21 protein-coding genes are annotated in these 22058 nt (G+C 70.9%); 9 read left to right on the forward strand and 12 right to left on the reverse strand.

Annotation, left to right across the window (positions count from 1 at the left end; genetic code table 11):
* Positions 1-18 precede the first annotated feature (18 nt).
* From ACWCQM_RS03605 to ACWCQM_RS03635, 7 genes are all read right to left on the reverse strand, one after another.
* Positions 19-1335 carry an MFS transporter gene (locus ACWCQM_RS03605; protein WP_450913708.1) on the reverse strand — a complete coding sequence of 439 codons (1317 nt, stop codon included), beginning with the start codon at positions 1333-1335 and terminating at the stop codon, positions 19-21.
* Between the two features lie 222 nt (positions 1336-1557).
* On the reverse strand, positions 1558-2172 hold the full coding sequence (locus ACWCQM_RS03610; protein ID WP_450913709.1) for an ArsR/SmtB family transcription factor: 615 nt from the start codon (positions 2170-2172) through the stop codon (positions 1558-1560).
* Positions 2173-2247: 75 nt separating this feature from the next.
* Positions 2248-3216 carry a glycine betaine ABC transporter substrate-binding protein gene (locus ACWCQM_RS03615; protein WP_450913710.1) on the reverse strand — a complete coding sequence of 323 codons (969 nt, stop codon included), beginning with the start codon at positions 3214-3216 and terminating at the stop codon, positions 2248-2250.
* A complete protein-coding gene (locus tag ACWCQM_RS03620) occupies positions 3213-4067 on the reverse strand; it encodes an ABC transporter permease (RefSeq protein WP_450913711.1) in 855 nt (284 codons plus the stop codon). The genes ACWCQM_RS03615 and ACWCQM_RS03620 overlap by 4 nt, the downstream gene beginning before the upstream one ends.
* Entirely contained in the window at positions 4064-5338 is a 1275-nt protein-coding gene (locus ACWCQM_RS03625; RefSeq protein WP_450913712.1) for an ABC transporter ATP-binding protein, read from the reverse strand. The genes ACWCQM_RS03620 and ACWCQM_RS03625 overlap by 4 nt, the downstream gene beginning before the upstream one ends.
* Complete coding sequence (locus tag ACWCQM_RS03630; RefSeq protein ID WP_450913713.1) at positions 5331-5978, reverse strand: ABC transporter permease; 648 nt, start codon at positions 5976-5978, stop codon at positions 5331-5333. Before ACWCQM_RS03630 ends, ACWCQM_RS03625 begins: the two co-directional genes overlap by 8 nt.
* 16 nt (positions 5979-5994) lie before the next feature.
* Positions 5995-6468 carry an Lrp/AsnC family transcriptional regulator gene (locus tag ACWCQM_RS03635; RefSeq protein ID WP_073746315.1) on the reverse strand — a complete coding sequence of 158 codons (474 nt, stop codon included), beginning with the start codon at positions 6466-6468 and terminating at the stop codon, positions 5995-5997.
* A gap of 122 nt (positions 6469-6590) precedes the next feature.
* Here ACWCQM_RS03635 and hppD point away from each other — a divergent pair, with 122 nt between their 5' ends.
* Positions 6591-7736: a 4-hydroxyphenylpyruvate dioxygenase gene (hppD, locus tag ACWCQM_RS03640; protein WP_450913714.1), complete on the forward strand. Its 1146-nt coding sequence runs from the start codon at positions 6591-6593 to the stop codon at positions 7734-7736.
* 58 nt (positions 7737-7794) lie between these two features.
* Here the strand turns inward: hppD and ACWCQM_RS03645 are convergent, their stop codons facing one another.
* Positions 7795-9438, reverse strand: a complete 1644-nt coding sequence (locus ACWCQM_RS03645) for a tetratricopeptide repeat protein (RefSeq protein WP_450913715.1) — start codon at positions 9436-9438, stop codon at positions 7795-7797.
* A gap of 97 nt (positions 9439-9535) precedes the next feature.
* On the opposite strand from ACWCQM_RS03645, the gene ACWCQM_RS03650 reads away from it, so the two are divergent.
* Positions 9536-10903 carry an FAD-binding oxidoreductase gene (locus ACWCQM_RS03650; RefSeq protein ID WP_450913716.1) on the forward strand — a complete coding sequence of 456 codons (1368 nt, stop codon included), beginning with the start codon at positions 9536-9538 and terminating at the stop codon, positions 10901-10903.
* A gap of 17 nt (positions 10904-10920) precedes the next feature.
* On the opposite strand, the gene ACWCQM_RS03655 is transcribed toward ACWCQM_RS03650, so the two are convergent.
* Positions 10921-11397 carry an SsgA family sporulation/cell division regulator gene (locus ACWCQM_RS03655; protein ID WP_450913717.1) on the reverse strand — a complete coding sequence of 159 codons (477 nt, stop codon included), beginning with the start codon at positions 11395-11397 and terminating at the stop codon, positions 10921-10923.
* Positions 11398-11646: 249 nt separating this feature from the next.
* Here ACWCQM_RS03655 and ACWCQM_RS03660 point away from each other — a divergent pair, with 249 nt between their 5' ends.
* The 3 genes from ACWCQM_RS03660 to ACWCQM_RS03670 all read left to right on the forward strand — a co-directional run bounded on the left by ACWCQM_RS03660 (position 11647) and on the right by ACWCQM_RS03670 (position 15037).
* Entirely contained in the window at positions 11647-13338 is a 1692-nt protein-coding gene (locus tag ACWCQM_RS03660; protein WP_450913718.1) for an RDD family protein, read from the forward strand.
* 55 nt (positions 13339-13393) lie between these two features.
* On the forward strand, positions 13394-14194 hold the full coding sequence (locus ACWCQM_RS03665) for a GNAT family N-acetyltransferase (protein ID WP_450913719.1): 801 nt from the start codon (positions 13394-13396) through the stop codon (positions 14192-14194).
* A 177-nt stretch (positions 14195-14371) separates the two neighbouring features.
* Complete coding sequence (locus ACWCQM_RS03670; protein ID WP_450913720.1) at positions 14372-15037, forward strand: RDD family protein; 666 nt, start codon at positions 14372-14374, stop codon at positions 15035-15037.
* A 12-nt stretch (positions 15038-15049) separates the two neighbouring features.
* Here ACWCQM_RS03670 and ACWCQM_RS03675 read toward each other — a convergent pair whose 3' ends face one another.
* The gene (locus tag ACWCQM_RS03675; RefSeq protein WP_450913721.1) at positions 15050-15346 is read right to left on the reverse strand and encodes a hypothetical protein; all 297 of its coding nucleotides are present in this window, start codon (positions 15344-15346) and stop codon (positions 15050-15052) included.
* Positions 15347-15728: 382 nt separating this feature from the next.
* Between ACWCQM_RS03675 and ACWCQM_RS03680 the strand changes: the two genes are divergently transcribed.
* Positions 15729-18128: an immune inhibitor A domain-containing protein gene (locus ACWCQM_RS03680; RefSeq protein WP_450913722.1), complete on the forward strand. Its 2400-nt coding sequence runs from the start codon at positions 15729-15731 to the stop codon at positions 18126-18128.
* A 122-nt stretch (positions 18129-18250) separates the two neighbouring features.
* A complete protein-coding gene (locus tag ACWCQM_RS03685) occupies positions 18251-18595 on the forward strand; it encodes a hypothetical protein (RefSeq protein ID WP_450913723.1) in 345 nt (114 codons plus the stop codon).
* A gap of 55 nt (positions 18596-18650) precedes the next feature.
* Here ACWCQM_RS03685 and ACWCQM_RS03690 read toward each other — a convergent pair whose 3' ends face one another.
* Positions 18651-19235, reverse strand: a complete 585-nt coding sequence (locus ACWCQM_RS03690; RefSeq protein WP_450913724.1) for an isochorismatase family protein — start codon at positions 19233-19235, stop codon at positions 18651-18653.
* Between the two features lie 165 nt (positions 19236-19400).
* Positions 19401-20729, reverse strand: coding sequence for a nicotinate phosphoribosyltransferase (locus ACWCQM_RS03695; RefSeq protein ID WP_450913725.1), 1329 nt, complete (start codon positions 20727-20729; stop codon positions 19401-19403).
* Positions 20730-20817: 88 nt separating this feature from the next.
* Between ACWCQM_RS03695 and clpS the strand changes: the two genes are divergently transcribed.
* Positions 20818-21126, forward strand: a complete 309-nt coding sequence (gene clpS, locus ACWCQM_RS03700; protein ID WP_031100168.1) for an ATP-dependent Clp protease adapter ClpS — start codon at positions 20818-20820, stop codon at positions 21124-21126.
* Positions 21127-21169: 43 nt separating this feature from the next.
* Positions 21170-21757, forward strand: a complete 588-nt coding sequence (locus tag ACWCQM_RS03705; protein ID WP_450913726.1) for a DUF2017 domain-containing protein — start codon at positions 21170-21172, stop codon at positions 21755-21757.
* Positions 21758-22058: the final 301 nt, after the last annotated feature.

Genomic DNA, 22058 nt, shown 5'->3' on the forward strand with positions numbered 1-22058 from the left:
CGGGGGCGCCGAGTCGCGCTACGGACCCGGGCTGCTGACCCGGGGCGCCGGGTCGGGCTCCGTACCCGAGCTGCTGACCCGGGGCGCCGGGTCCGGCTCCGGAACCGGGCCGCCGGCCTGCGCCTTCGGATCCTCCATGCCCCGCCACGTGGGGAAGACCAACGGGCTCAGCGTCGCCAGGAAGTAGACCCCGCCCATCGCCACCAGCGCCCCTGTCGCGCCCATCCCCTCGACCAGCAGCCCCGCGACCAGCCCGCCCACCGGCATGGCGAGCTCGCTGCCGGCTGTGAGGGCCCCCGAGACCCTGCTGCGCAGCCGCTCCGGGATGCGTTCGTAGGTCAGCGTCGCCAGGATGGGGTTCAGTGCACCGGTGGCGACGCCGCTCAGCGCCATGGTGACCGCGAGCGGCAGCGTCGTCCCGGTCAGCGCCGCGACCGCGAATCTCGGCGCGCCGCACAGCAGCACGCACACCGCGAACACGGTCCGCCGCGAGAAGCGGTGCCCCACCGCCCCGTACAGCAGCGCGCCGGTCAGGCCGCCGGCGCCGAACAACGCGGTGAGCAGCCCCAGGTCCGTTGCCCCGCCGAGCTCGCCCTCGGCGTGCACGGGCAGCAGGACGGCGTTCCAGCCCTGGTCCGCGCCGTTCATGAACATCACCATGACGACGACGGCCAGCAGCAGCCGGTCGCCCAGCGCATACGCGTAGCCCTCGCGCAGCTCGGCGCCGTACGCGCGCAGTGAGACCGGGGCCGCGGCCTTGTAGGGCTCGGCCGCGCGGACCCCGCGTACACCGGCCGCCACCAGCAGGGCGGACAGCGCGAAGGTGGCGGCGTCCAGCAGGAGCACGGTCTCGGCCCCGACGGCGGCGATCAGTACGCCCGCCAGCGCGGCGCCCACCATGCGGGCGCCGCGCGACACCGCGTCGAAGAGGCTCGCGGCGCGGGCGAGCGTGGTGCCCGCGTGCTCGGCCAGGGCGGGCACGAGGACGTAGCGCGCGGTGTTGCCGGGGGTGTGGGCCAGCCCGTTCAGTGCCATCAGGGCGCAGAGCATCCAGAATTCGAGTACGCCCGTGGAGTGGAGCAGCGGGACAGCGGCCACGGCCGCGCCGCAGACCGCGTCGGACCCGACGGCAACCCGGCGCCGGCCCAGCCGGTCGATGACGGGCCCGCCCACCAGAGCCGCGACGACGATCGGCAGGGTCGCGCAGAACGCGACGACCCCGGCCCGCCCAGCGCTCCCCGTGGTCTCCAGGACGAACCACGGTACGCCGATGAGGGTCAGCGAAGTTCCGGCCGTGGATATGGAGTTGGCCGCGAGGACGGCGATCAGCGGCATGCGGTGCCGTATCCCTTTCCCCCCGTCCACCGTCAGGCCGCCCGTGCGGCCCTGCGCGGCGGTGCCTGGGCCAGCCGGAGGCCCAGCTCGACCATCGTCCAGCCCATCCGCTGGCGCAGCGGGCGCCGGACCGGATGGAACTCGGCTGCCTCGCGCCGGAGTTCGGCGGATCTATAGGTGTGGAGCAGGAGGTGTATGTCGCTGTGCATGGCGGTGATCCCCTCAGTCGGTGGGGCGCGGGAACATGTGGAGGTGGGTGCGTACGACGGCTGATCCTTCGGTGCCCTCCGGGACGCGGTCCCGGTAGCTGTTCACCAGGTCCTGGATCTTTTCGGCAAGTTCCAGGGAGAGTTCAGGGGTGAGGCGCAGCTTGAAGTCGCTGAGGTCGAAGGACTTGCGCCACTCCTCGGGCCATTCGTGCATCGTCCCCAGCCAGGTGTTCAGCTCCTGGGCGTGCGTGGTCGCCACCTCGTGGAGGACGACCCCGACGGCGCCCCGCACCTCGGCGTCCGGGTGTTCCGTGAACGTACTGGTGTTGAAGGTGTTGCCCGCGTGGACTGCCTTCCACCACCGCTCGCGTCCCTTGCCGCGCTCCGGGGCGTCCTCGACGAAGCCGTACGCCGCGAGCTGGCGCAGGTGGTAGCTGGTGGCGCCGCTGGACTCGCCGAGCCGGTCGGCGAGTCCTGAGGCGGTGGCGGGGCCGAACTCCCGCAGGGCATTCAGCAGCCGGATGCGCAGAGGGTGTGCGAGTCCGCGCAGGGTGCGGGTGTCGACGTGGTGGATCTTCGGGTCGTCGGCGTACGGGACCGGCCGGTCCTCGGGCTCGTTCGGTGGCATGGGACGACCATAGACTTGCAAAGAATGCTTTGCAACGTCTTTTTTGCAACTACTTCTTTGTAACCCCCCAGCGGCTCAGCCCTCCTGGATGAACCCCTCCTCGATCAGCCAGTCCTTCGCCACCTCGTGCGGGTCCTCCCCGTCCACGTCCACCTTGGAATTGAGCTCCTGCGCGAGCGGCGTCGTGAGCTTCTCGGTGATGGGCGCCAGCAGTCCGGCGATCTCCGGGTACTTGTCGAGGGTCGCCGTGTGGATGGCGGGGGCGGCGTTGTAGTTGGGGAAGAACTGCTTGTCGTCCTCCAGCACGTCCAGATCCATCGCCTTGATCCGGCCGTCCGTGGTGTACACCTCGCCCAGCAGGCAGCCGCCGGAGTTCACCTGGGTGTAGATGATCCCCGCGTCCATCTTCTTGATGTTCGCGGCCGGCAGGTTCATCCCGTAGTGCTTCTGCATGCCCGGCAGTCCGTCGTCGCGCGAGGCGAACTCGTTCTCCACGCAGACCGTCACGGCCCCCGGGTCCTTCTTGGCGAGCGCGGCCACGTCGGACAGGGTCTTCAGGTGGTACTTGGCGTTGTTCTTCTTGCTGATGGCCAGGGCGTAGGTGTTGTCCAGGGTGGACGGAGGGAGCCAGGTCACCCCGTTGCCCTTGTCCTCGTCGCGGACCACCTCGTACTGCTTCTGCGGGTCGACGACCGGCTTCGCGTGCCCCAGATAGGTGATCCACGCCGTGCCCGTGTAGTCGTACAGGGCGTCCGCCTCGCCCTTGACGACCGCCTCGCGGGCGCTGATCGATCCCGGCAGGTTCGTCCGGTCCAGGACCTCGGCGCCCGCCGCCTTGAAGACGAGGCCCATGATCTGGCCGAGGATGATGTTCTCGCTGAAGTTCTTCGAGGTCACCGTCAGCGAGGCGCCCTTGAGCGGCTGCCCCCGCCCGATCGATCCCGGCTCCACCTCGTCCACCAGCGGCGACCCGCTCTTCAGCCCGCACCCCGTGAGCAGGAGGGCGAGCGCGGCCGTCGACGCCAGGCCCGTGCGTACCCTCACGCTTCCTCCAGTCCGCGTGGCGTCAGCCACAGTTCGACCAGCGAGGCCAGCCAGTCCACCAGCAGGGCCAGTACCACCGTCAGTACGGAGCCGAGCACCAGCACCGGCATGCGCTGCGTCTGGATGCCCGAGGTGATCAGGTCGCCCAGCCCGCCGCCGCCCCCGAAGGTGGCGAGGGTCGCCGTGCCCACGTTGAGGACCAGCGCCGTGCGCACCCCCGCGAGGATCAGCGGTACGGCGAGCGGCAGTTCGACCCGGGTGAGCGTGCCCATCGCGGACATGCCGATGCCCTTGGACGCCTCCACGAGCGTCGGCTCGATCGAGTTCAGACCCGCCACCGTGTTGGAGAGCACCGGCAGGACCGCGTAGATCACCATGCCGATGATCGCCGTCGAGGGGCCGATGCCCAGCCAGATCACGAGCAGCGCCAGCAGCCCGATCGCGGGCGTCGCCTGGCCGATGTTGGCGAGGGCGGTGACCCCGGGGGCCGCCTTCCTCAGCCCGCGCCGGGTCAGCGCGATGCCGAGCGGGATGGCGATGATCAGCACCCAGAAGGTGGAGATGGCGGTCAGCCTGACGTGCTGCCACCAGCGCACCTCCACGTTGTCGCCGGCCAGCGAGTTCTCCGCGATGGAGTCGAGGTCGACGTTGGAGATCCACAGATAGGTCACGACCAGGACGACCGCGCAGACGGCCGGCACCACCACGAGCTTCTGCCAGGTGATGCGGCGCCGCGGCCCGGACGGCGGCGGTGTGGGCTCCGCCTCCTCGTCGCGGAAGGCATGGCCTCCCACGTCGTGCTCACCCGGCGGCCGGGCCCCCTTGGGCGGAGCCTGATGACTGGGGGTCATAGCCCGGTGCCACCGCCCTCCAGCTCGTGCTCCGTCCGGTGGACACGCAGCTCCTCCAGGTCGTGCTGGTGCTCCATCGCCGTGAGCCGGTCGGCCTCCAGGAGCTCCTGCACGGAGTTCATCAGGGTCTGCATGTCGACGACACCGATGAACTCACCGCGCCGCCCCGTGACCGCGACCCGCCCCCCGCTGTCGGTGAGGACGGCCTCCAGCGCGTCGTGCAGCGTCGCGTCCCGGGTGACCGTGTCGTGCACCAGCTGCCCGGCCCTGGCCAGTGAGCCCTTGGCCCGCATCAGGTCGCCGCGCCGCAGCCACTTGTAGGGGCGGTTGTTGCGGTCCAGCATCAGCAGTTCGTTGTGCTGGCCGTCCCGGAGCTTGTTGAAGATCGACTGGAGCGGGTCCTCGACGGTCACCGTGGGGAAGTCGGCGATCCCCACATCGCGTACGCGCGTGAGGTTGAGCCGCTTCAGCGCGGCGCCCGCGCCCACGAAGCCGGAGACGAAATCGTCCGTCGGGTTGGTGAGGATGGCCTCCGGGGTGTCGAACTGCGCGATGTGCGAACGCTCCCGCAGCACGGCGATCCGGTCGCCCAGCTTGATCGCCTCGTCGAAGTCGTGGGTGACGAAGACGATCGTCTTGTGCAGCTCGTGCTGGAGCCGGATCAGCTCGTCCTGGAGGTGGTCGCGGGTGATCGGGTCGACCGCCCCGAAGGGCTCGTCCATGAGCAGTACGGGCGGATCGGCGGCCAGCGCCCTGGCCACTCCCACGCGTTGCTGCTGGCCGCCGGAGAGCTGGCGCGGATAGCGCCCGTGGAACTCGCGCGGATCGAGCCCGACCAGGTCGAGCATCTCCTCGACCCGGTCCTTCACCCCGGACTTCGACCAGCCCGTCATCTTCGGCACGAGGGCGATGTTCTCCGCGACCGTCATGTGCGGGAAGAGACCGGAGGACTGGATGGCGTAGCCGATCTTGCGGCGCAGCTTCACCGGGTCCATGTCGGTGACGTCCTCGTCGTTGATCCTGATCCGCCCGGACGTCGGCTCGATCAGGCGGTTGATCATCTTCAGGGTGGTGGACTTCCCGCAGCCCGACGGGCCCACGAGGATCACGGTCTCGCCTGCCTTGATGTCCATGGACACCTCGTCCACGGCCGGGGCGGCGCTGCCCGGATAGGACTTGGTGAGGTCCTCCAGCTGGATCGTGGCGCCCGCTGTGGTGGCCGGGCGGGGCGGGGTGGTCTCCGCCGGCCCGGTCTCTGCGGTCTCAGACACGGATCCCCCTGGGAATGGTGAGTCGCCCGAGCAGTACGTACGCGGCGTCGAAGAGCAGGGCGAGGATGACGATGCCGATCGTTCCGGCGAGGACCTGGTTGATGGCGTTGGCGCTTCCCAGCGAGGCGAGTCCGCGGAAGATCTCGTTGCCGAGACCGGGGCCCGACGCGTAGGCGGCGATGGCGGCGATGCCCATCAGCATCTGGGTGGAGACACGGATGCCGGTGAGGATGGGCGGCCACGCGAGGGGCAGTTCCACCTTGAGGAGCCTTCGCGTCCGGGACATCCCGATGCCCTTCGCCGCGTCGACGAGGGCCGGGTCCACCCCGCGCAGCCCGACGATGCAGTTGCGGACGATGGGCAGCAGCCCGTACAGCGTCAGGATGATCACGGTGGGCGGGACCCCGAGGCCGACGATCGGGATCAGCAGACCGATCGCGGCGAGCGACGGGATGGTGAGGATCGCCGAGGTGGAGGTGATCGCCAGCGAGCCGCCCCAGCCGCTCCGGTAGCTGACGACACCGATCAGGACGCCGAGGAGCGTGGCGATGACCATGCACTGGAAGACGGCACTGGCGTGCTGATAGGTGTCGGTGAGCAGTTGCTGATGGCGGGTGCCCAGATACTCCCAGAAGTTCACATGGTGCTCCGTAGGCTCAGTCGTTGTCCTCTGCAGCCTGCTCAACCAGCGGGATAATACGCAGGGGCACCGGGTTTTCCATGACGATCGCCGTGGAGGCCCGGACGATGCCATCAAAGCCCACGACGCGGTCGATCACCCGTTGGAGATCCGCGTTGGACCGGGCCACGAGCCGGCAGAGCATGTCCCCGTGCCCGGTGGTCGTGTGCAGTTCGAGCACCTCGGGCACGCCGCTCAAATGGGCACGCACGTCGGCGCCTTGGCCCTGCTTGATCTCCAGCGTGGCGAACGCGGTGACGGGGTAGCCGAGCGCCGAGGGGTCGACATCGGGGCCGAACCCCCGGATGACGCCATTTGACTGAAGCCGGTCCAGCCGCGCCTGCACGGTCCCGCGTGCCACACCGAGACGGCGCGATGCTTCGAGTACGCCGATGCGGGGCTCGCGGGCCAGCAGCACGATGAGCCGGCCGTCCAGATGATCGATCGCCATGATCCGTCTCCCGATGGTCAGCCTGTACAGATAGCCCGCCCATCCTCATGCCCCGCTGGGCAGATTGACCAGTGAGAAGGCGAACTGTTGCGCACCTTGCGAAGCGGCGGGAACCTGCGGACATGACTGAGACTGTGCACACCACCCCCGACACCGCCCGGCAGGCCGATCCCTTCCCGGTCAAGGGAATGGACGCGGTGGTCTTCGCCGTCGGCAACGCCAAGCAGGCGGCGCACTACTACTCGACCGCGTTCGGCATGAAGCTGGTCGCCTACTCCGGACCGGAGAACGGCAGCCGCGAGACCGCGAGTTACGTCCTGACCAATGGCTCGGCCCGCTTCGTCCTCACCTCCGTCATCAAGGCGTCCACCGAATGGGGCACCTTCCTCGCCGACCATGTGCACGCCCACGGCGACGGTGTGGTCGACCTCGCCATCGAGGTCCCCGACGCCCGCGCCGCGTACGCCTACGCCGTCGAGCACGGCGCCACGGGCCTCGCCGAGCCGTACGAGGTCAAGGACGAGCACGGCACCGTCACCCTGGCGGCCATCGCCACGTACGGGAAGACCCGCCACACGCTGGTCGAGCGCTCCGGCTACGACGGCCCGTACCTCCCCGGCTACACGGCGGTGGACCCGATCGTGGAGCCGGCCGCCAAGCGGACCTTCCAGGCCATCGATCACTGCGTCGGCAACGTCGAGCTCGGCCGGATGAACGAGTGGGTGACCTTCTACAACAAGGTCATGGGCTTCACCAACATGAAGGAGTTCGTGGGCGACGACATCGCCACCGAGTACTCCGCCCTGATGTCGAAGGTCGTCGCCGACGGCACGCTCAAGGTGAAGTTCCCCATCAACGAGCCCGCGATCGCGAAGAAGAAGTCGCAGATCGACGAGTACCTGGAGTTCTACGGCGGCGCGGGCGTCCAGCACATCGCGCTCGCCACCAACGACATCGTCGCCTCCGTACGGGCGATGCGGGCCGCCGGAGTGCAGTTCCTGGACACCCCGGACTCCTACTACGACACCCTGGGGGAGTGGGCGGGCGAGACCCGGGTGCCCGTGGAGACGCTGCGCGAGCTGAAGATCCTGGTCGACCGCGACGAGGACGGCTATCTGCTTCAGATCTTCACCAAGCCGGTCCAGGACCGCCCGACCGTCTTCTTCGAGATGATCGAGCGGCACGGCTCGATGGGCTTCGGCAAGGGCAACTTCAAGGCCCTGTTCGAGGCGATCGAGCGCGAGCAGGAGAAGCGCGGCAACCTCTAGGACGGCACACACCAGGGCCCTCCTCCCCGGCCGGGGAGGAGGGCCCTGGTGCCGCTCGCTACGGGGTCGCCGGGGCGCCGCTCCTCGCCGTGCCGGGGGACGGGGCCGACGACGGAGAGGGCTCCCGCACCGTCTCCTTCGCGGGCTCCCGCACCGTCTCCTTCGCGGGCTCCCGCGTGGGCTCCGGCTTCGGGGCGGGCGTGGGCTCGGGGGCGGGCTCGGGCTCCGGCGCGGGCGGCTGCATGTCGGCGGGGCCGCCGTCCGCCGGCTCCCCGAGCTCGTCCAGCGCCTCCCGCGCCAGCGGGGCGGCCAGCGGCGAGAAGTCCGGGTCGGTGCGGAGCGCCTCCTCCAGATGGCCGCGCGCCGGACCGTCCTGGCCGAGGGAGCTCTCGATGACGCCCAGGTGGTACGCGTACGAGGCGTTCCGCACCCCGGTCTCCACCGCCTTCTCGGCGTACTGGAGCGCCTCCTCCGACCGGCCCGCCCGGTGCAGGGACCAGGCCAGCGCGTCCGCCACCGCCGAACTGCGGCGCTGCGCCGCCCACTCCGCGCGCATCAGCTCCACCGCGGCCTCCGGGTCTCCGTGGTCGGCCTCGAAGCGGGCCTCGGTGAGCGACTCGTCGACCCCGGCCGTCCGCGCCCCGGCGAGGAGCTCGCGGAGCGCGGTGTACTGGGTGCGGGCGTCGCCGTCCAGGCCCAGCGACTCGTACAGCTCGCCCAGTTCGAGCACGTACTCGGGGCGGGGCAGCTTCGCCGTCACCGTGCGGTAGTCCGCCAGCGCCTCGTCCGTGCGGTCCAGGGCCACCAGGGCGCGGGCCCGGCCGGCGCGGGAGGCGAGATGTCCCCGGTCGGTGCGCAGGGCCGCCTCGTACTGCGCGAGCGCCTCCGCGGGCTCGCCGCGCTCCGCCGCCAGGTCGCCGAGGCCGTGCAGGGCCGCCGCCTTCTCGGCGGGCGTGGCGGCGAGGTCGGCCGCCTCCTGCGCGGTGGCCAGGGCGTCCTCGCGCCAGCCCTGGTTGCGGTACATCTGCGACGTCCTGGCCAGCGCGGGGGCACCCTTGCGCAGGGTCCCGAACTTCTCCGTGGCCTTCGCCGCCGCCGCGTAGTCCCCCAGGCCGTTGTACGCCTCGATCAGCACCGGGTACGCCGTCCAGCTCTTCGGCTGCCGCGCGCGGACCGTCTCGCCCCACTTCTTCGCCGCGAGGAAGTCGTTCCGGGCGACGGCGAGCGCCCCCAGGCCCACCCACGCCTCCGTGTTGCCCCGCTCGCCGGGCTGCGCCGCCAGCGAGCGCTGGAGGGCCTGCTCCGCACGGGTGTAGTACGCCGCGTCCGCCGACCGCCGCCCCCATTCCACGTACGCCGTACCGAGCACCGCCCAGGACGGCGCGTCGGCCGGGTGCGTCTCCACCCACTTCTGCCGGTCGCCGATCAGCGCCGTCAGATCGGACAGCGAGGCGGGGGAGCCGGCTGCCGCCGCGGCCTCGGCCCGCGCCACGGGTCCCGGAACGGGCGGGGCGGCCTCGCCGGAGTCGTCCGGCACGGCGATCACGGCACCCGCCACGAGCACGGCACCCGCCACCGCGCCGAACGCCGCCCGGCGCAGCGTGGTGCGCATCGGCGCCGGGGGCGGGGGGACGGACGTCGCACCCTGGGGCGGCAGGGTGGAGGGGGAGGGCTCCGGGTTCTGCTGCGGCTTGGCATCCATGGCCATCACTCTGCGTCAGTACGAAGATCGCATCGCGCTCCGCGAAGGGTGCCGCAGACGGGTTCACACCATTGGCCCCGGGTGTCACGCTTGGATCATGGACGCTCTCCTGGAACGACTGAGCACGGGCCTGCCGGCCGAGGCGCTGATCACGGACCCGTCCGTCACCGCCTCGTACGCCCACGACATGGCGAGCTTCTGCGAGGCGGGCGCCCCCGCCGTCGTGGTGCTCCCGCGCACGGCCGAGGAGGTGCAGCACGTCATGCGGACCGCCACCGAGCTGCGCGTCCCCGTGGTGCCCCAGGGCGCCAGGACGGGCCTCTCCGGCGCGGCCAACGCCTCCGACGGCTGCATCGTGCTCTCCCTGGTGAAGATGGACCGCATCCTGGAGATCAGCCCGGTCGACCGGATCGCGGTCGTCGAGCCGGGGGTCGTCAACGCCACGCTGTCCCGGGCCGTCAACGAGCACGGGCTGTACTACCCCCCGGACCCGTCGAGCTGGGAGATGTGCACCATCGGCGGCAACATCGGCACCGCGTCCGGCGGGCTGTGCTGCGTGAAGTACGGCGTCACCGCCGAGTACGTCCTGGGCCTGGAGGTCGTCCTGGCCGACGGCCGGCTGCTGAAGACCGGCCGGCGCACCGCCAAGGGGGTCGCGGGATACGACCTCACCCGGCTCTTCGTCGGATCGGAGGGCAGCCTCGGTATCGTCGTCAAGGCCGTTCTCGCGCTGCGCCCGCAGCCGCCGCGGCAGCTCGTGCTGGCCGCCGAGTTCCCTTCGGCGTCGGCCGCCTGTGACGCGGTGTGCCGGATCATGGAGCGGGGGCACACCCCGTCACTCCTCGAACTGATGGACCGTACGACCGTGCGTGCCGTCAACGCGATGGCCTCCATGGGCCTTCCCGAAACCACCGAGGCGCTGCTGCTCTGCGCCTTCGACACACCCGATCCCTCGGCCGACCTCGCCGCCGTCGGGAAGCTGTGTGCCGAGGCGGGCGCCACCGAGGTCGTGCCCGCCGACGATGCCGCGGAGTCCGAACTCCTGCTACAGGCCCGGCGGATGTCACTCCCCGCACTGGAGACCGTCAAGTCCGCCACGATGATCGACGACGTCTGCGTGCCGCGCTCCGAGCTGGGCGCGATGCTCGAAGGGACCGCGGCCATCGCCGAGAGGTTCGGCCTCACCATCGGCGTCTGCGCCCACGCCGGTGACGGCAACACCCACCCCGTCGTCTGCTTCGACCACACCGACGCCGACGAGTCCCGCAGGGCCCGTGAGTCCTTCGACGAGATCATGGCGCTGGGCCTCGAACTGGGCGGCACCATCACCGGCGAACACGGCGTCGGCGTACTGAAGAAGGAGTGGCTCGCCCGCGAACTGGGCGAGGTCGGGGTCGAGCTGCAGCGGGGCATCAAGGCGGCGTTCGACCCCCTCGGCCTGCTCAATCCCGGCAAGCTGTTCTGACCGACGGGCGGCACCGCTCAGGCCTCGCCGTCCTGCTGCTCCTCCTGGGACCAGGGGTCGCTCATCCACAGGTCGTCGGCCGGAAGGGGCGTCAGCAGCTCGGCGAGGGCCGCGTCCAGCCCGAGCAGCCCGCTCTCGGTCCCCGGCGGCACCACCCGCAGGGTGCGCTCGACCCAGGCGGCGACGGCCGCCGACGGCAGCTCCAGCAGGGCGTTGCCGTCGGGGGAGGTGAGGGCGACGCAGATGACGCCCCGGTCGTCGACCTTGGTCGGCCAGATCCGTACGTCCCCGTGCCCGCACGGCCGGAACACCCCTTCGACGAGCAGCTCCCGGGCGAACGTCCAGTGGACGGGGGACTCGGAGCCGATGTGGAAGGTGATGTGCACGGCGTAGGGGTCGTCGGTGAAGTACGACAGCCGCGCGGGCACGGGGAGGGACCGCTCCGGCGACAGGACCAGCTTCACTTCCAGCTCGCGTTCCACGGCGTTCTGCATGAGGGTGCACGACCTTCCGGTACTCGTAGGGGCCGGTCCCATGACCGGTCCGCACAAGGAGAGAGCGCCCTCACGGACGACTATGACGCGACTTCCAAGAAAAACTTCCGGAGACCTGGAAAGTGGTCCAAACGCCAGGACAGGCCCGGGGCGCGCGGCTGTCTGATAGATGTGGACTCTTGTATTGAGGTCGGCCACCCCCCGACGGCCGGCCGACCTGAGGCCACGAAGAGATACGGGACCACGGTGATGAGCGCCCCAACCCCGGCACCCGGTGACGAAAGCCCCCGCGAGGGGTACTACCCCGACCCTTCCATTCCCGGATATGTCCGGTACTGGAACGGCGCTTCGTGGGTTCCCGGCACCAGCCGGCCCGCGCCCCAGCAGGGCGAGACGACTCCTGCCCCGGCGCCCGCCCCTGTGGCGGACGCGGCCCCGCGGCGGCCCGCCCCGGCGGAGGAGACCGGACCGATGTACCTCGACGAGGTACAGGAGGCGGAGAGCACGGACAGCGGCGCCGCTCACCGCCCCGGCGGCGGTGAGCCGGACGTGGCTCCCAGCAGGCCCAGGCCGGCGTCCGCCTGGCAGGCCGACACCTCCCGGCAGACCGGCTTCGGCGGCGAGCGCGATGCCCGCGTCTCCTGGGGCGGCCAGGATCCCCGTACGCCCGAGGCGCCCGCGCCCCGTCCCGTCACGCCTTCGGCCCCCGCCCGGACTTCGGCCCCCGCTCCGGCTCCCGCCCAGGCTTCGGCTCCGGCTTCCGCCCGGACTTCGGCCCCCGCTCCGGCTCCCGCCCAGGCTTCGGCTCCGGCTCCCGCCCAGGCTTCGGCTCCGGCTTCTGCCCAGGCTCCCGCTCCGGCGGACGGTGCCCCGGCCGACCGCGCGCCCGGGGATGCCCGCACGCCAGGGACCCCGGACCCGACGCGCGGCGCCCTGCCCGGGATGCGGGACGGCGGCGGCGTGTCCGACGGCACCGTCGCCATCCGCGTCGACCGGCCCGGCGCCGGTGACGGGGGCCGTCCGCCGACCGACGGCACGGTCACCATCCGCGCGGTGGGCCCCGGCGGTTCCGCCCGCACCCCGCGTCCGCGCGATGCCGGGCAGGCCCCCGCCGACGGCACGATGACGATCCGCGCCACGACGCCCGCGGCCCAGCCGCAGCCCCAGGCGCCGACGCCCGCTCCCGCCCCGGCGCCCACCCCGCCGCAGGCGCAGGCGCCCGGGCTGTCCACGCCCCTGACCCCCGGCCCCGGTGGAGGGTCGGCGTCCTGGGCGCAGCAGGCCCACCAGCTCGCCCAGCCCGAGCAGGGCGCCCGGCCGCCGCAGCGGCACGTGCCGCAGGGGCAGAGCCCGATGCCCGCGCAAGCGCAGGGCGCCCGGCCCGAGCAGCAGCAGCCGGTCGTGCCCTGGAAGCCTCCGGTCGAGGACCCCTTCCAGCAGCTGGCCCGCGCCCAGGCCTCCGCCAGGCCCGCCGGACTCGGCAAGCGGCTGGCGGCCCGGATCGTCGACACGGTCGTGCTCGGCGCGCTCGTGGGCGCTGTCGGCTTCCCGCTGGCCACCCGGGCGATGGACCACATCGACCAGAAGATCGAGGCGGCCAAGCAGTCCGGCGAGACGGTCACCGTCTGGCTGCTGGACTCCACCACGGCGGGGCTGCTGGGCGGGGTGCTCGCCGCGTTCCTGGTGCTCGGCTTCCTCCTGGAGGCGCTTCCGACCGCGAAGTGGGGCCGCACGCTCGGGAAGAAGCTGTGCGGTCTCCAGGTGCGGGACATCGAGTCCCACGACGCCCCGAGCCTGGGGGCGGCGCTGCGCCGCTGGCTCGTGTACGGGGTGCTGGGCCTGATCGTGCTCGGAGTGGTCAATGTGCTCTGGTGTCTGATCGACCGTCCGTGGCGCCAGTGCTGGCACGACAAGGCGGCCCGCACCTTCGTGGCGGGCTGAGCGCCCCCGCCCGTTCCGGCACACCCCTTCCGTCCCACCTTCCTCAGGAGCCCTGGTGCAGGATCTCGCGGATGCGATCGAGTCGATGGAGCAACTGGTCGTGGGCTGGCGGGCGATGGTGCTCGACCGGGACGTGGCGGCCGACGTACGCGACCTGCCCGGCATCGCCGTACGGTGGGCCGATTCGCGCTTCGCCTTCTGGAACTGCGTCACCCTGACCGACGTCGGCGCGGACCCGGCACTCGTGCGGCAGCGCCTGGGGCACGTCGCGGAGATCATGCGCGCCAAGGAGCGGCCGGGGTTCCTGTGGGTCTTCGAGGACCTCCTGACCGCCGAGGCCCGTGCGGCCCTCGGCGAGGCGGCCGGGCAGGCAGGCCTCGTGCACGCCTTTCCCGGCACCGGCATGGCCGGGGACCTGCTGCCGCTCCCGGCACCGGCCCACCCCGACCTGACGTTCGTCCGCGTGAGCACCGACGAACACCTGCGGGCGTACGCCGATCTCAACTCCCAGGCGTACGGATTCCCGCTGGAGGACGGCCGGGACGGTCTCGTCGGTTCCGCGCTCTGGAAGGACGGGGTGCACGCCTACCTGGGCCTGCGGGACGGGGTCCCGGTGACGTGCGCGGCGACGGTGGAGGCGGCCGGCCGCCTCTTCGTCGTGCTCGTCGCCACGGCTCCCGGGTGGGAGCGCAGGGGCTACGGCGAGGCGGTGACGCGCAAGGCCCTGTACGAGGGCGGCCGGGCCACCGGTCTGACCCGCGCGACCCTGCACGCCACCGCCGCGGGCGCGCCCGTGTACCCGCGCATCGGGTTCGAACCGAACTCCCCGATGGCCTTCTACGCGCTGAGGAACTAGGGCCTCTCGTTCGGATCAGGCCAGGGCGGGCTGAACGGGCCGGGGCGTGTACCAGGCGGGGCCGGATGCCCGGCGGACTGTCCGTGAGAGTGCCTCGTACGCCCGTGTGCTGACGCCCCGTCCCCCGAAGGGACCTCAGCCGTTGCGGGCCTTTACGGGCCGGGGTGCACTGCCCCCATGAGCAACAAACCGCCGCCCCCGCCGCCCGGCCAGCCGCCCGAGGACGACCCCTTCTCCAAGCGTCCACCGCAGGGACCCCCGCCGGGCGGCGGCTCGCCCTACGACAGCGCGCCGCCCCCGCCCCCGCCGCCCGGTCGCGATCCGTACGGCGGGGGGCCCTACGGCGGTGCCGACCCGCTGGCCGGCATGCCGCCGCTCGCCCAGCCGGGCAAGCGGATCCTGGCGCGGCTGATCGACTTCCTCATCATCTCGATCCCGCTGTACCTGATCTCGCTGCCCTTCGGCGGGGCGGTCGACGTCACGTCGGACGACGGCAACGACGACTTCGGCAACGCCGTGGGCAACACCTACAGCGGGCACCAGCTGGTCTGGTCGCTGATCGGGCTGGTGATCTACGTCGCGTACGACACGTACTTCACCCACAAGGACGGCCGGACCCCCGGCAAGCGGCTGCTGAAGATGCGCGTCGCGATGCTCAACGACGGCTCGGTCCCCGACACGAGCTCCTCGCTGATGCGGGCCGTCGTGCTCTGGCTCCCGGCGCTGCTGTGCTGCCCCTGTCTGTGGTGGCTCATCAACATCGTGCTGATGTTCACGGACAAGCCGTACAGGCAGGGGCTCCAGGACAAGGCGGGCAAGACCGTGGTCGTCACCGTCCCCTGACCCGGCGGGTGTTCAGCGGTGCAGCGAGTGCTCGCCCATGCGCCGGCGCTGGGCGGCGGCGATCTCGATGTCCTCGATCGTGCGGTGCGCGCGGAGCCCGGCGGGCGGCGCCGTCGGCCTCCCGGCCGTCCTCGCGCGGGAGGGCAGGGGCACGGTCGTGGCCACCAGCAGGCCCAGGACCAGTGCCGCGGTGCACACGGCGGCGATGCCGATGCCCGATCCCGTACGGAACAGCAGCAGCATGGCGAGGGCGGAGAAGACGACGGTGGCCGAACCGAAGGAGAACTGTGCGGCAGTCGGACGCGGCATGGCGGTATCCGTCCTCGGGGTGTCGGATGGGGGAGTCTCTCAACACGTTCGCACTGTCAATCGACTCTACGACGGTGGATGCCCGTGAGGAACGGGTAGTAAGCGTGACCTAACCCACGGTACCGGTGCACGGGGGGCGCACGGAGTCACGTGGAGGCCAAGGATGAGTATCGGCGCGCCGGTTGGACGCTCGACCGGCAGGGATATCCGTCCGGATAGCGGAAGTGGACTCCCGCATAGTGCACTTGGCCTGTGCAAGTCAAGATCTGTCTTTTCTCTCATAACTCCGATCGAATGTCGTCACTTGTGACGCGTTAATCTGCGCGCGGCCCGTAGGACACCCCCTGGCCGCGGACGCGAACGCCGGGGAGGACTGCATCAAGTGACCACTCAGAGACGGGCGCTACGGGCCACCGCCGTAGCCGTGTGCCTGGCCGCCACCGCGGCGACGGCATCGGCCTTCGCCACGGCCCAGGCAGTTGACAGGACGTCGGGATCGGGCGCCGAGGTCGTGGACCGGCGCGATCCCGCGCCGGTCAAGGCGCACGAGCACGACCTCGAAGGACCCTTCAGCAAGGAGCAGGACGCACAGCGCCAGGCGGCGCTGGAGCAGGTCCTGGCCGGCGACAAGAAGGTGACCGTCAAGGGCGGTTCCAAGGTCGTCAAGCTCGGCAAGAGCAAGTACGTCGAGCTGGGCCGCGAGAAGACCGACAAGATCTTCACCATCCTCGTGGAGTTCGGCGACCAGGTCGACGACACGACGATGTTCGACCCGGACGGCGACGGCCCGAAGCCCCCGGTCAAGAAGTACGGCGGCACGCCCGGCCCGCTGCACAACGAGATAGCCGAGCCGGACCCGGCGAAGGACAACAGCACCGCCTGGCAGGCCGATTACAACCAGGCCCACTTCCAGGACCTGTACTTCGGCGAGGGCGAGGGCAAGGAATCGCTGAAGACGTACTACGAGAAGACGTCCTCCGGGCGCTACTCGGTCGAAGGCGAGGTCTCCGACTGGGTCAAGGTCCCGTACAACGAGGCCCGTTACGGGTCCAACTACTGCGGCTCGACCAACTGCGCCAACGTCTGGGACACCGTCCGCGACGGCGTCAACGCCTGGGTCGCCGACCAGAAGGCCAAGGGCCGCACCCAGGACGAGATCAAGGCGGACCTCGCGCAGTACGACGAGTGGGACCGCTACGACTTCGACGGCGACGGCGACTTCAACGAGCCGGACGGCTACATCGACCACTTCCAGCTGGTCCACGCCGGCGAGGACGAGTCCGCGGGCGGCGGCGCCCAGGGCACCGACGCCCTCTGGGCGCACCGCTGGTACGCGTACGGCACCAACGCCGGTGCGACGGGCCCCGAGGGCAACAAGGCCGGTGGCGCCCAGATCGGTGACACGGGGATCTGGGTCGGCGACTACACCGCGCAGCCCGAGAACGGCGGCCTGGGCGTCTTCGCCCACGAGTACGCCCACGACCTCGGCCTCCCGGACCTGTACGACACCTCCGGCGGCGGCGAGAACTCCGTCGGCTTCTGGTCCCTGATGTCGGCGGGCTCCTGGCTCGGCACCGGCGACGGCCAGATAGGCAACCTCCCGGGCGACATGACCGCCTGGGACAAGCTCCAGCTCGGCTGGCTCGACTACGCATCGGCGAAGGCGGCCACGGCCTCCACGCACAAGCTGGGCGTCGCGGAGTACAACACCAAGGACAAGCAGGCGCTGGTCGTCGAGCTGCCCGAGAAGGCCGTCACCACCACGGTCACGAAGCCCGCGGAGGGCTCGAAGCAGTGGTGGAGCGACATGGGTGACGACCTGTCGAACACCCTGACCCGCTCGCTCGACCTCACCGGGAAGACGTCCGCCTCGCTGGACCTGTCCGGCTGGTACGACATCGAGGCCGACTACGACTACCTCTACACCGAGGTGTCCGAGAACGGCGGCAGCAGCTGGACCGCGCTCGACGGCACGGCCGACGGCAAGGCCATCCCGCGCGACGCCAGTGACAAGCCGGCCCTGACCGACGTCTCCGGTGCTTACAAGAAGCTCGTCTTCCCGCTGGACGCCTACGCGGGCAAGAAGATCGACCTGCGCTTCCGCTACCAGACGGACGGCGGCGCGGGCGGCAAGGGCTTCGCGGCCGACGCCATCACGGTCACCGCCAACGGCGCCGCGCTCTTCACGGACGGCGCCGAGGGCGACGACAACGGCTGGACCGCCAAGGGCTTCTCGCGGATCGGCGAGTCGTTCACCAACGACTACCCGCAGTACTACATCGCGGAGAACCGCCAGTACGTCTCGTACGACAAGACCCTTGAGGTCGGCCCGTACAACTTCGGCTTCTCCACGACCCGTCCGGACTGGGTCGAGCACTACTCGTACCAGAACGGCCTGATGGTGTGGCTCTGGGACACCTCCCAGAAGGACAACAACACCTCGGTCCACCCGGGTCAGGGTCTGATCCTGCCGGTGGACTCCCACGCCAAGCCGCTGAAGTGGACGAACGGCTCGCTCGTGCGCAACAAGATCCAGCCCTTCGACGCGCCGTTCAGCTGGTACCCGAACCAGGGCTTCACGCTGCACAACGCGGACGTGGCGCTCAAGATCAAGCCCTCGCTCGGCGTCCCCGTCTTCGACGACCGCAAGGGCACCTACTGGTACGAGGAAAACCCGACAGGAAGTGTCAAGGTTTCTGACACCAACACCCGGATCTCCATCGTGAACGAGCCGCTCAGCGGCTCGACGATCACGGTGAAGGTCGGTCCCTCGACCAAGTAACCGGTAAAGCCGCAGGTCAAAACATGATCGGCCGTCGCCCTCTAGCGGGCGGCGGCCGATCGTGTTTAGGTGCCTCCTACCGAATCCTTATTGACATGAAGTCCAACGGGGGAGCGCGAAGCATGGCAGGCGGAGGTTTCTGCAGGTTGCCGAACGGCACGGTGGTGGTGGCACTGACCCTGAACAGTCCGGCCGGGGGCTCCGGCCCCGGAGCGCCGGTCCGGGTGCTGGTGCACGCGGTGAACCGGGCGCGCGCCCTGACCAGGCTGCGCAACCTCGGGCTGCGGGCCGTCTACCTCAGGGGCAACGCCCAGCCGCCCACGCCGGACGAGATCACGGCGGTCCTGCACCACCCGGACGGGCTGCTGTGGCGCGGGGCGCCCCAGACCGGCCAGGAGCTCTGGCACCCGATACGGGCCCTGCTGGGCTCCTCCGGCTACGCGGGACCGGCCCGCCCGGCGGCCTGAGGGGCCGCGGGGGACGGGCCCGAGGGGGTCGTCGTCGTGAGCGCGCCGGGAGGGGTCAGACGACCGGCTTGCCGGTGAGCTCCACCCCGGCGGCCCGCATCTCCTCCAGGGCCCGCTCGGTGGTCCCCTCGGCGACACCGGCGGTCAGGTCCAGCAGGACGTGCGTGACGAAGCCCTCGCGGGCGGCGTCCAGCGCGGTGGCCCGTACGCAGTGGTCGGTGGCGATACCGACGACGTCCACAGCGGTGACGGAGCGGTCGCGCAGCCACTGGGCGAGCCCGGTGCCGTTCTCGTCGACCCCCTCGAAGCCGCTGTACGCCGCGGCGTACGCCCCCTTGTCGAAGACGGTGTCGATCGCGCCGGAGGCGACGGCAGGGGCGAAGTTGGGGTGGAAGCCCACGCCCTCCGTGCCGGCGACGCAGTGCGGCGGCCAGGAGTGCTCGAAGTCGGGCGCCGAGGAGAAGTGGTCCCCCGGGTCGATGTGGTGGTCCCTGGTGGCCACGACATGGCGGTAACCGGGCTGTGCCTCACCGATCAGGTCGGTGATGGCGGCGGCGACATCTGCGCCGCCCGCCACCGCGAGGCTGCCGCCCTCGCAGAAGTCGTTCTGAACGTCTACGACGATCAAGGCGCGATGCATGACGGTTGTCCTTCGGTGGGGGAGTCGGCGGGTCGTGCGGAGGCGGACGGTGGGGATGCCATCGAGCCTAGAGAATCGGCGTACCCGGCGGGAGGGGGCGCACACATTCCCTCTTCCACCGGAGCGGGCCCGGACGCGCCGGGCGGGCCGGGAGCCCGGTGCGCCTCAGACGTACTCGGTGGGCAGCACCGGCTCGCCCCGGGACAGCTGCATCGCCGACATCGGCAGCCCCGCCCGCGCCGCTATGTGGCGCTCGCGCGCCGCCTCCAGCGGCTCCCGGCCGACGACCTCGCCGCCCTTGACCAGCTGCACCTGCACCTGCCGGTCCGTGAGCTCGGCGGGGATCTCCCCGCTGCCGATCACCTCGGCCTCGGCGATCCCGTGGTCGTCCAGCCTGCGCGCCGCCCACTTGCGCCCACCGCGCGAGGACTTCGCGCCCAGCGACTTCTTCACCACCGGCAGCAGCGGATCGGCCGGATCGGCGGACCGGGCGCGTGCCACCAGCTTGTAGACCATGGAGCACGTCGGGTGCCCGCTCCCGGTGACCAGCTGGGTGCCGACCCCGTACGTGTCGACGGGCGCGGCGGCCAGCGAGGCGATGGCGTACTCGTCCAGGTCGGAGGTCACCACGATCTTCGTCTCCGTGGCCCCCAGCTCGTCCAGCTGCTGGCGCACCCGGTGCGCGACGAGCAGCAGGTCGCCCGAGTCGATGCGTACGGCGCCGAGCTCCGGTCCCGCGACCTCGACGGCCGTGCGGACCGCCTCGGTCACGTCGTAGGTGTCGACCAGCAGCGAGGTCCCGCGGCCCAGCGAGTCCACCTGGGCCTGGAAGGCGTCCCGCTCGCTGTCGTGCAGCAGCGTGAAGGCGTGCGCGCTCGTCCCGACGGTCGGGATGTTGTAGCGGAAACCGGCCGCCAGGTCGGAGGTGGTGTGGAAGCCGCCGATGTAGGCGGCGCGGGCCGAGGCCACCGCCGACAGCTCATGGGTGCGGCGGGCGCCCATCTCGATGAGCCTGCGGCCCCCGGCGGCGGACGACATGCGGGACGCGGCGGCGGCGATCGCCGAGTCGTGGTTGAGGATCGAGAGGATCACGGTCTCCAGCAGCACGCACTCGGCGAAGGTGCCCTCCACCCGCAGGAGCGGTGAGCCCGGGAAGTACACCTCGCCCTCCGGGTAGCCCCAGATGTCGCCGCTGAAGCGGTAGTCGGCGAGCCAGTCCACGGTGGGGCCGTCCACGACGTTCTGGTCGCGCAGGAAGCCGAGCATCTCGTCGTCGAAGTGGAAGTTCTCCACCGCGTCCAGCACCCGGCCGGTGCCCGCGACGACGCCGTAGCGCCGCCCCTCGGGCAGCCGGCGGGTGAAGGCCTCGAAGACGGAGCGCCGGTCGGCCGTGCCCGCCCTCAGTGCGGCCTGCACCATCGTGAGCTCGTACTGGTCGGTGAAGAGCGCGGTCGACGGCACACCGACCCGTCGCCCAAGGTCCGCTGAGTTCATACCGGGGATGCTACTCCCTATTCGTCAAAGTGACGAGATGGGGGCGCCGTTTGTGCGGGGACCCCTCCCTGGTGGCAGCATGGGGTAGGTGAGCGTTGCTGCCCCCGTAGAGATCGAACGTCCCGAATCGGCCGAGGAGACCTTCGCCGTCCCCGAGCCCGATGTCCCCTGGGTGACGCTGGTGCACAACGACCCGGTCAACCTCATGAGCTATGTGACGTATGTCTTCCAGGCCTACTTCGGCTACTCCAAGGACAAAGCCCACAAGCTGATGCTCGACGTGCATCAGAAGGGCCGCGCGGTCGTCTCCAGCGGCAGCCGCGAGGAGATGGAACGCGACGTCCAGGCCATGCACGGCTACGGACTCTGGGCCACCCTGACCCAGGACCGCAACTGACTCGACCGCTGCCCCTCCGTCCGACCCACTCATCGGAGAATTCATGGCCGGCCACTTCGAGGCCACCCCTGGCGGCGGCGCGTCCGTCGCGCTCGACGAGGTCGAGATCGCCATCCTGCGCTCCCTCGCCGTCCAGCTGCTGGAACTGATCGGCCCCGGCGACGAGCCGGCCGAGGGCGAGGACCCGCTCGCCGCCCTGTTCGCCGAGGGGCCCAGCGAGCCGCCCTCGGACCCGGCACTCGCCCGGCTCTTCCCCGAGGCGTACGGAGACGAGGACAAGGAGCTGCGCGAGGCCTCCGCCGAGTTCCGCCGCTTCACGGAGAACGACCTGCGCACCCGCAAGCGCGAGGACGCCCTCGTCGTCGTGCGGACGCTGGACGCGCTCGCCCCCGTGGCGGACGACGGCGCGGTACTCGCCCTCTCCGCCGAGGAGTGCCACCACTGGCTGGGGTCGCTGAACGACCTCCGGCTCACCATCGGCACCCGCCTTGAGGTGTCCGACGAGGACGAGGGCCAGGACGGTTCTCTGTACCGGCTGCCCGACAGTGATCCGCGCAAGCCGATGGTGATGGCCTATCTCTGGCTCGGGGCCCTCCAGGAAACGCTCGTCGAAACGCTGATGCCCGACTGAGGCCGCCCGGGTTCGCTCAACGGACGCTCAAATCCGAATAACGATCCCGTCACCTGAATGGCGTTCTTTGCTGCGCCTGGAAACGCTTGTCCGCTTTTTCCTGTGGTGTGCGCCACATAATGTCCATCGGCGTCTCCTGCCGGCCGTGGTAAATCTTCACGACCGCCCGGGGACGCCACCCCTGTCCCCGGGGGCGCTACGAGTCGGCCGAACGCCGGCGGCACTCCATCCATATCCGGGGGGATCAGGACCTGATCCGACGCCGACGACGGCGCGGATCGGCGTGGAGAAAGGCGCACCA

Source organism: Streptomyces sp. NPDC002125 (genome assembly GCF_053593715.1).

What these genes read in the sequence shown, in the direction of transcription:
- ACWCQM_RS03605 (WP_450913708.1), bottom strand. Translation starts at nt 1,335, where the DNA reads ATGCCGCTGATCGCCGTCCTCGCGGCCAACTCCATATCCACGGCCGGA.
- ACWCQM_RS03660 (WP_450913718.1), top strand. Translation starts at nt 11,647, where the DNA reads ATGAGCGCCCCAACCCCGGCACCCGGTGACGAAAGCCCCCGCGAGGGG.
- ACWCQM_RS03645 (WP_450913715.1), bottom strand. Translation starts at nt 9,438, where the DNA reads ATGGATGCCAAGCCGCAGCAGAACCCGGAGCCCTCCCCCTCCACCCTG.
- ACWCQM_RS03620 (WP_450913711.1), bottom strand. Translation starts at nt 4,067, where the DNA reads ATGACCCCCAGTCATCAGGCTCCGCCCAAGGGGGCCCGGCCGCCGGGT.
- ACWCQM_RS03705 (WP_450913726.1), top strand. Translation starts at nt 21,170, where the DNA reads ATGGCCGGCCACTTCGAGGCCACCCCTGGCGGCGGCGCGTCCGTCGCG.
- ACWCQM_RS03690 (WP_450913724.1), bottom strand. Translation starts at nt 19,235, where the DNA reads ATGCATCGCGCCTTGATCGTCGTAGACGTTCAGAACGACTTCTGCGAG.
- ACWCQM_RS03670 (WP_450913720.1), top strand. Translation starts at nt 14,372, where the DNA reads ATGAGCAACAAACCGCCGCCCCCGCCGCCCGGCCAGCCGCCCGAGGAC.
- ACWCQM_RS03655 (WP_450913717.1), bottom strand. Translation starts at nt 11,397, where the DNA reads ATGCAGAACGCCGTGGAACGCGAGCTGGAAGTGAAGCTGGTCCTGTCG.
- ACWCQM_RS03635 (WP_073746315.1), bottom strand. Translation starts at nt 6,468, where the DNA reads ATGGCGATCGATCATCTGGACGGCCGGCTCATCGTGCTGCTGGCCCGC.
- ACWCQM_RS03610 (WP_450913709.1), bottom strand. Translation starts at nt 2,172, where the DNA reads ATGCCACCGAACGAGCCCGAGGACCGGCCGGTCCCGTACGCCGACGAC.
- ACWCQM_RS03695 (WP_450913725.1), bottom strand. Translation starts at nt 20,729, where the DNA reads ATGAACTCAGCGGACCTTGGGCGACGGGTCGGTGTGCCGTCGACCGCG.
- hppD (WP_450913714.1), top strand. Translation starts at nt 6,591, where the DNA reads ATGACTGAGACTGTGCACACCACCCCCGACACCGCCCGGCAGGCCGAT.
- ACWCQM_RS03675 (WP_450913721.1), bottom strand. Translation starts at nt 15,346, where the DNA reads ATGCCGCGTCCGACTGCCGCACAGTTCTCCTTCGGTTCGGCCACCGTC.
- ACWCQM_RS03685 (WP_450913723.1), top strand. Translation starts at nt 18,251, where the DNA reads ATGGCAGGCGGAGGTTTCTGCAGGTTGCCGAACGGCACGGTGGTGGTG.
- ACWCQM_RS03650 (WP_450913716.1), top strand. Translation starts at nt 9,536, where the DNA reads ATGGACGCTCTCCTGGAACGACTGAGCACGGGCCTGCCGGCCGAGGCG.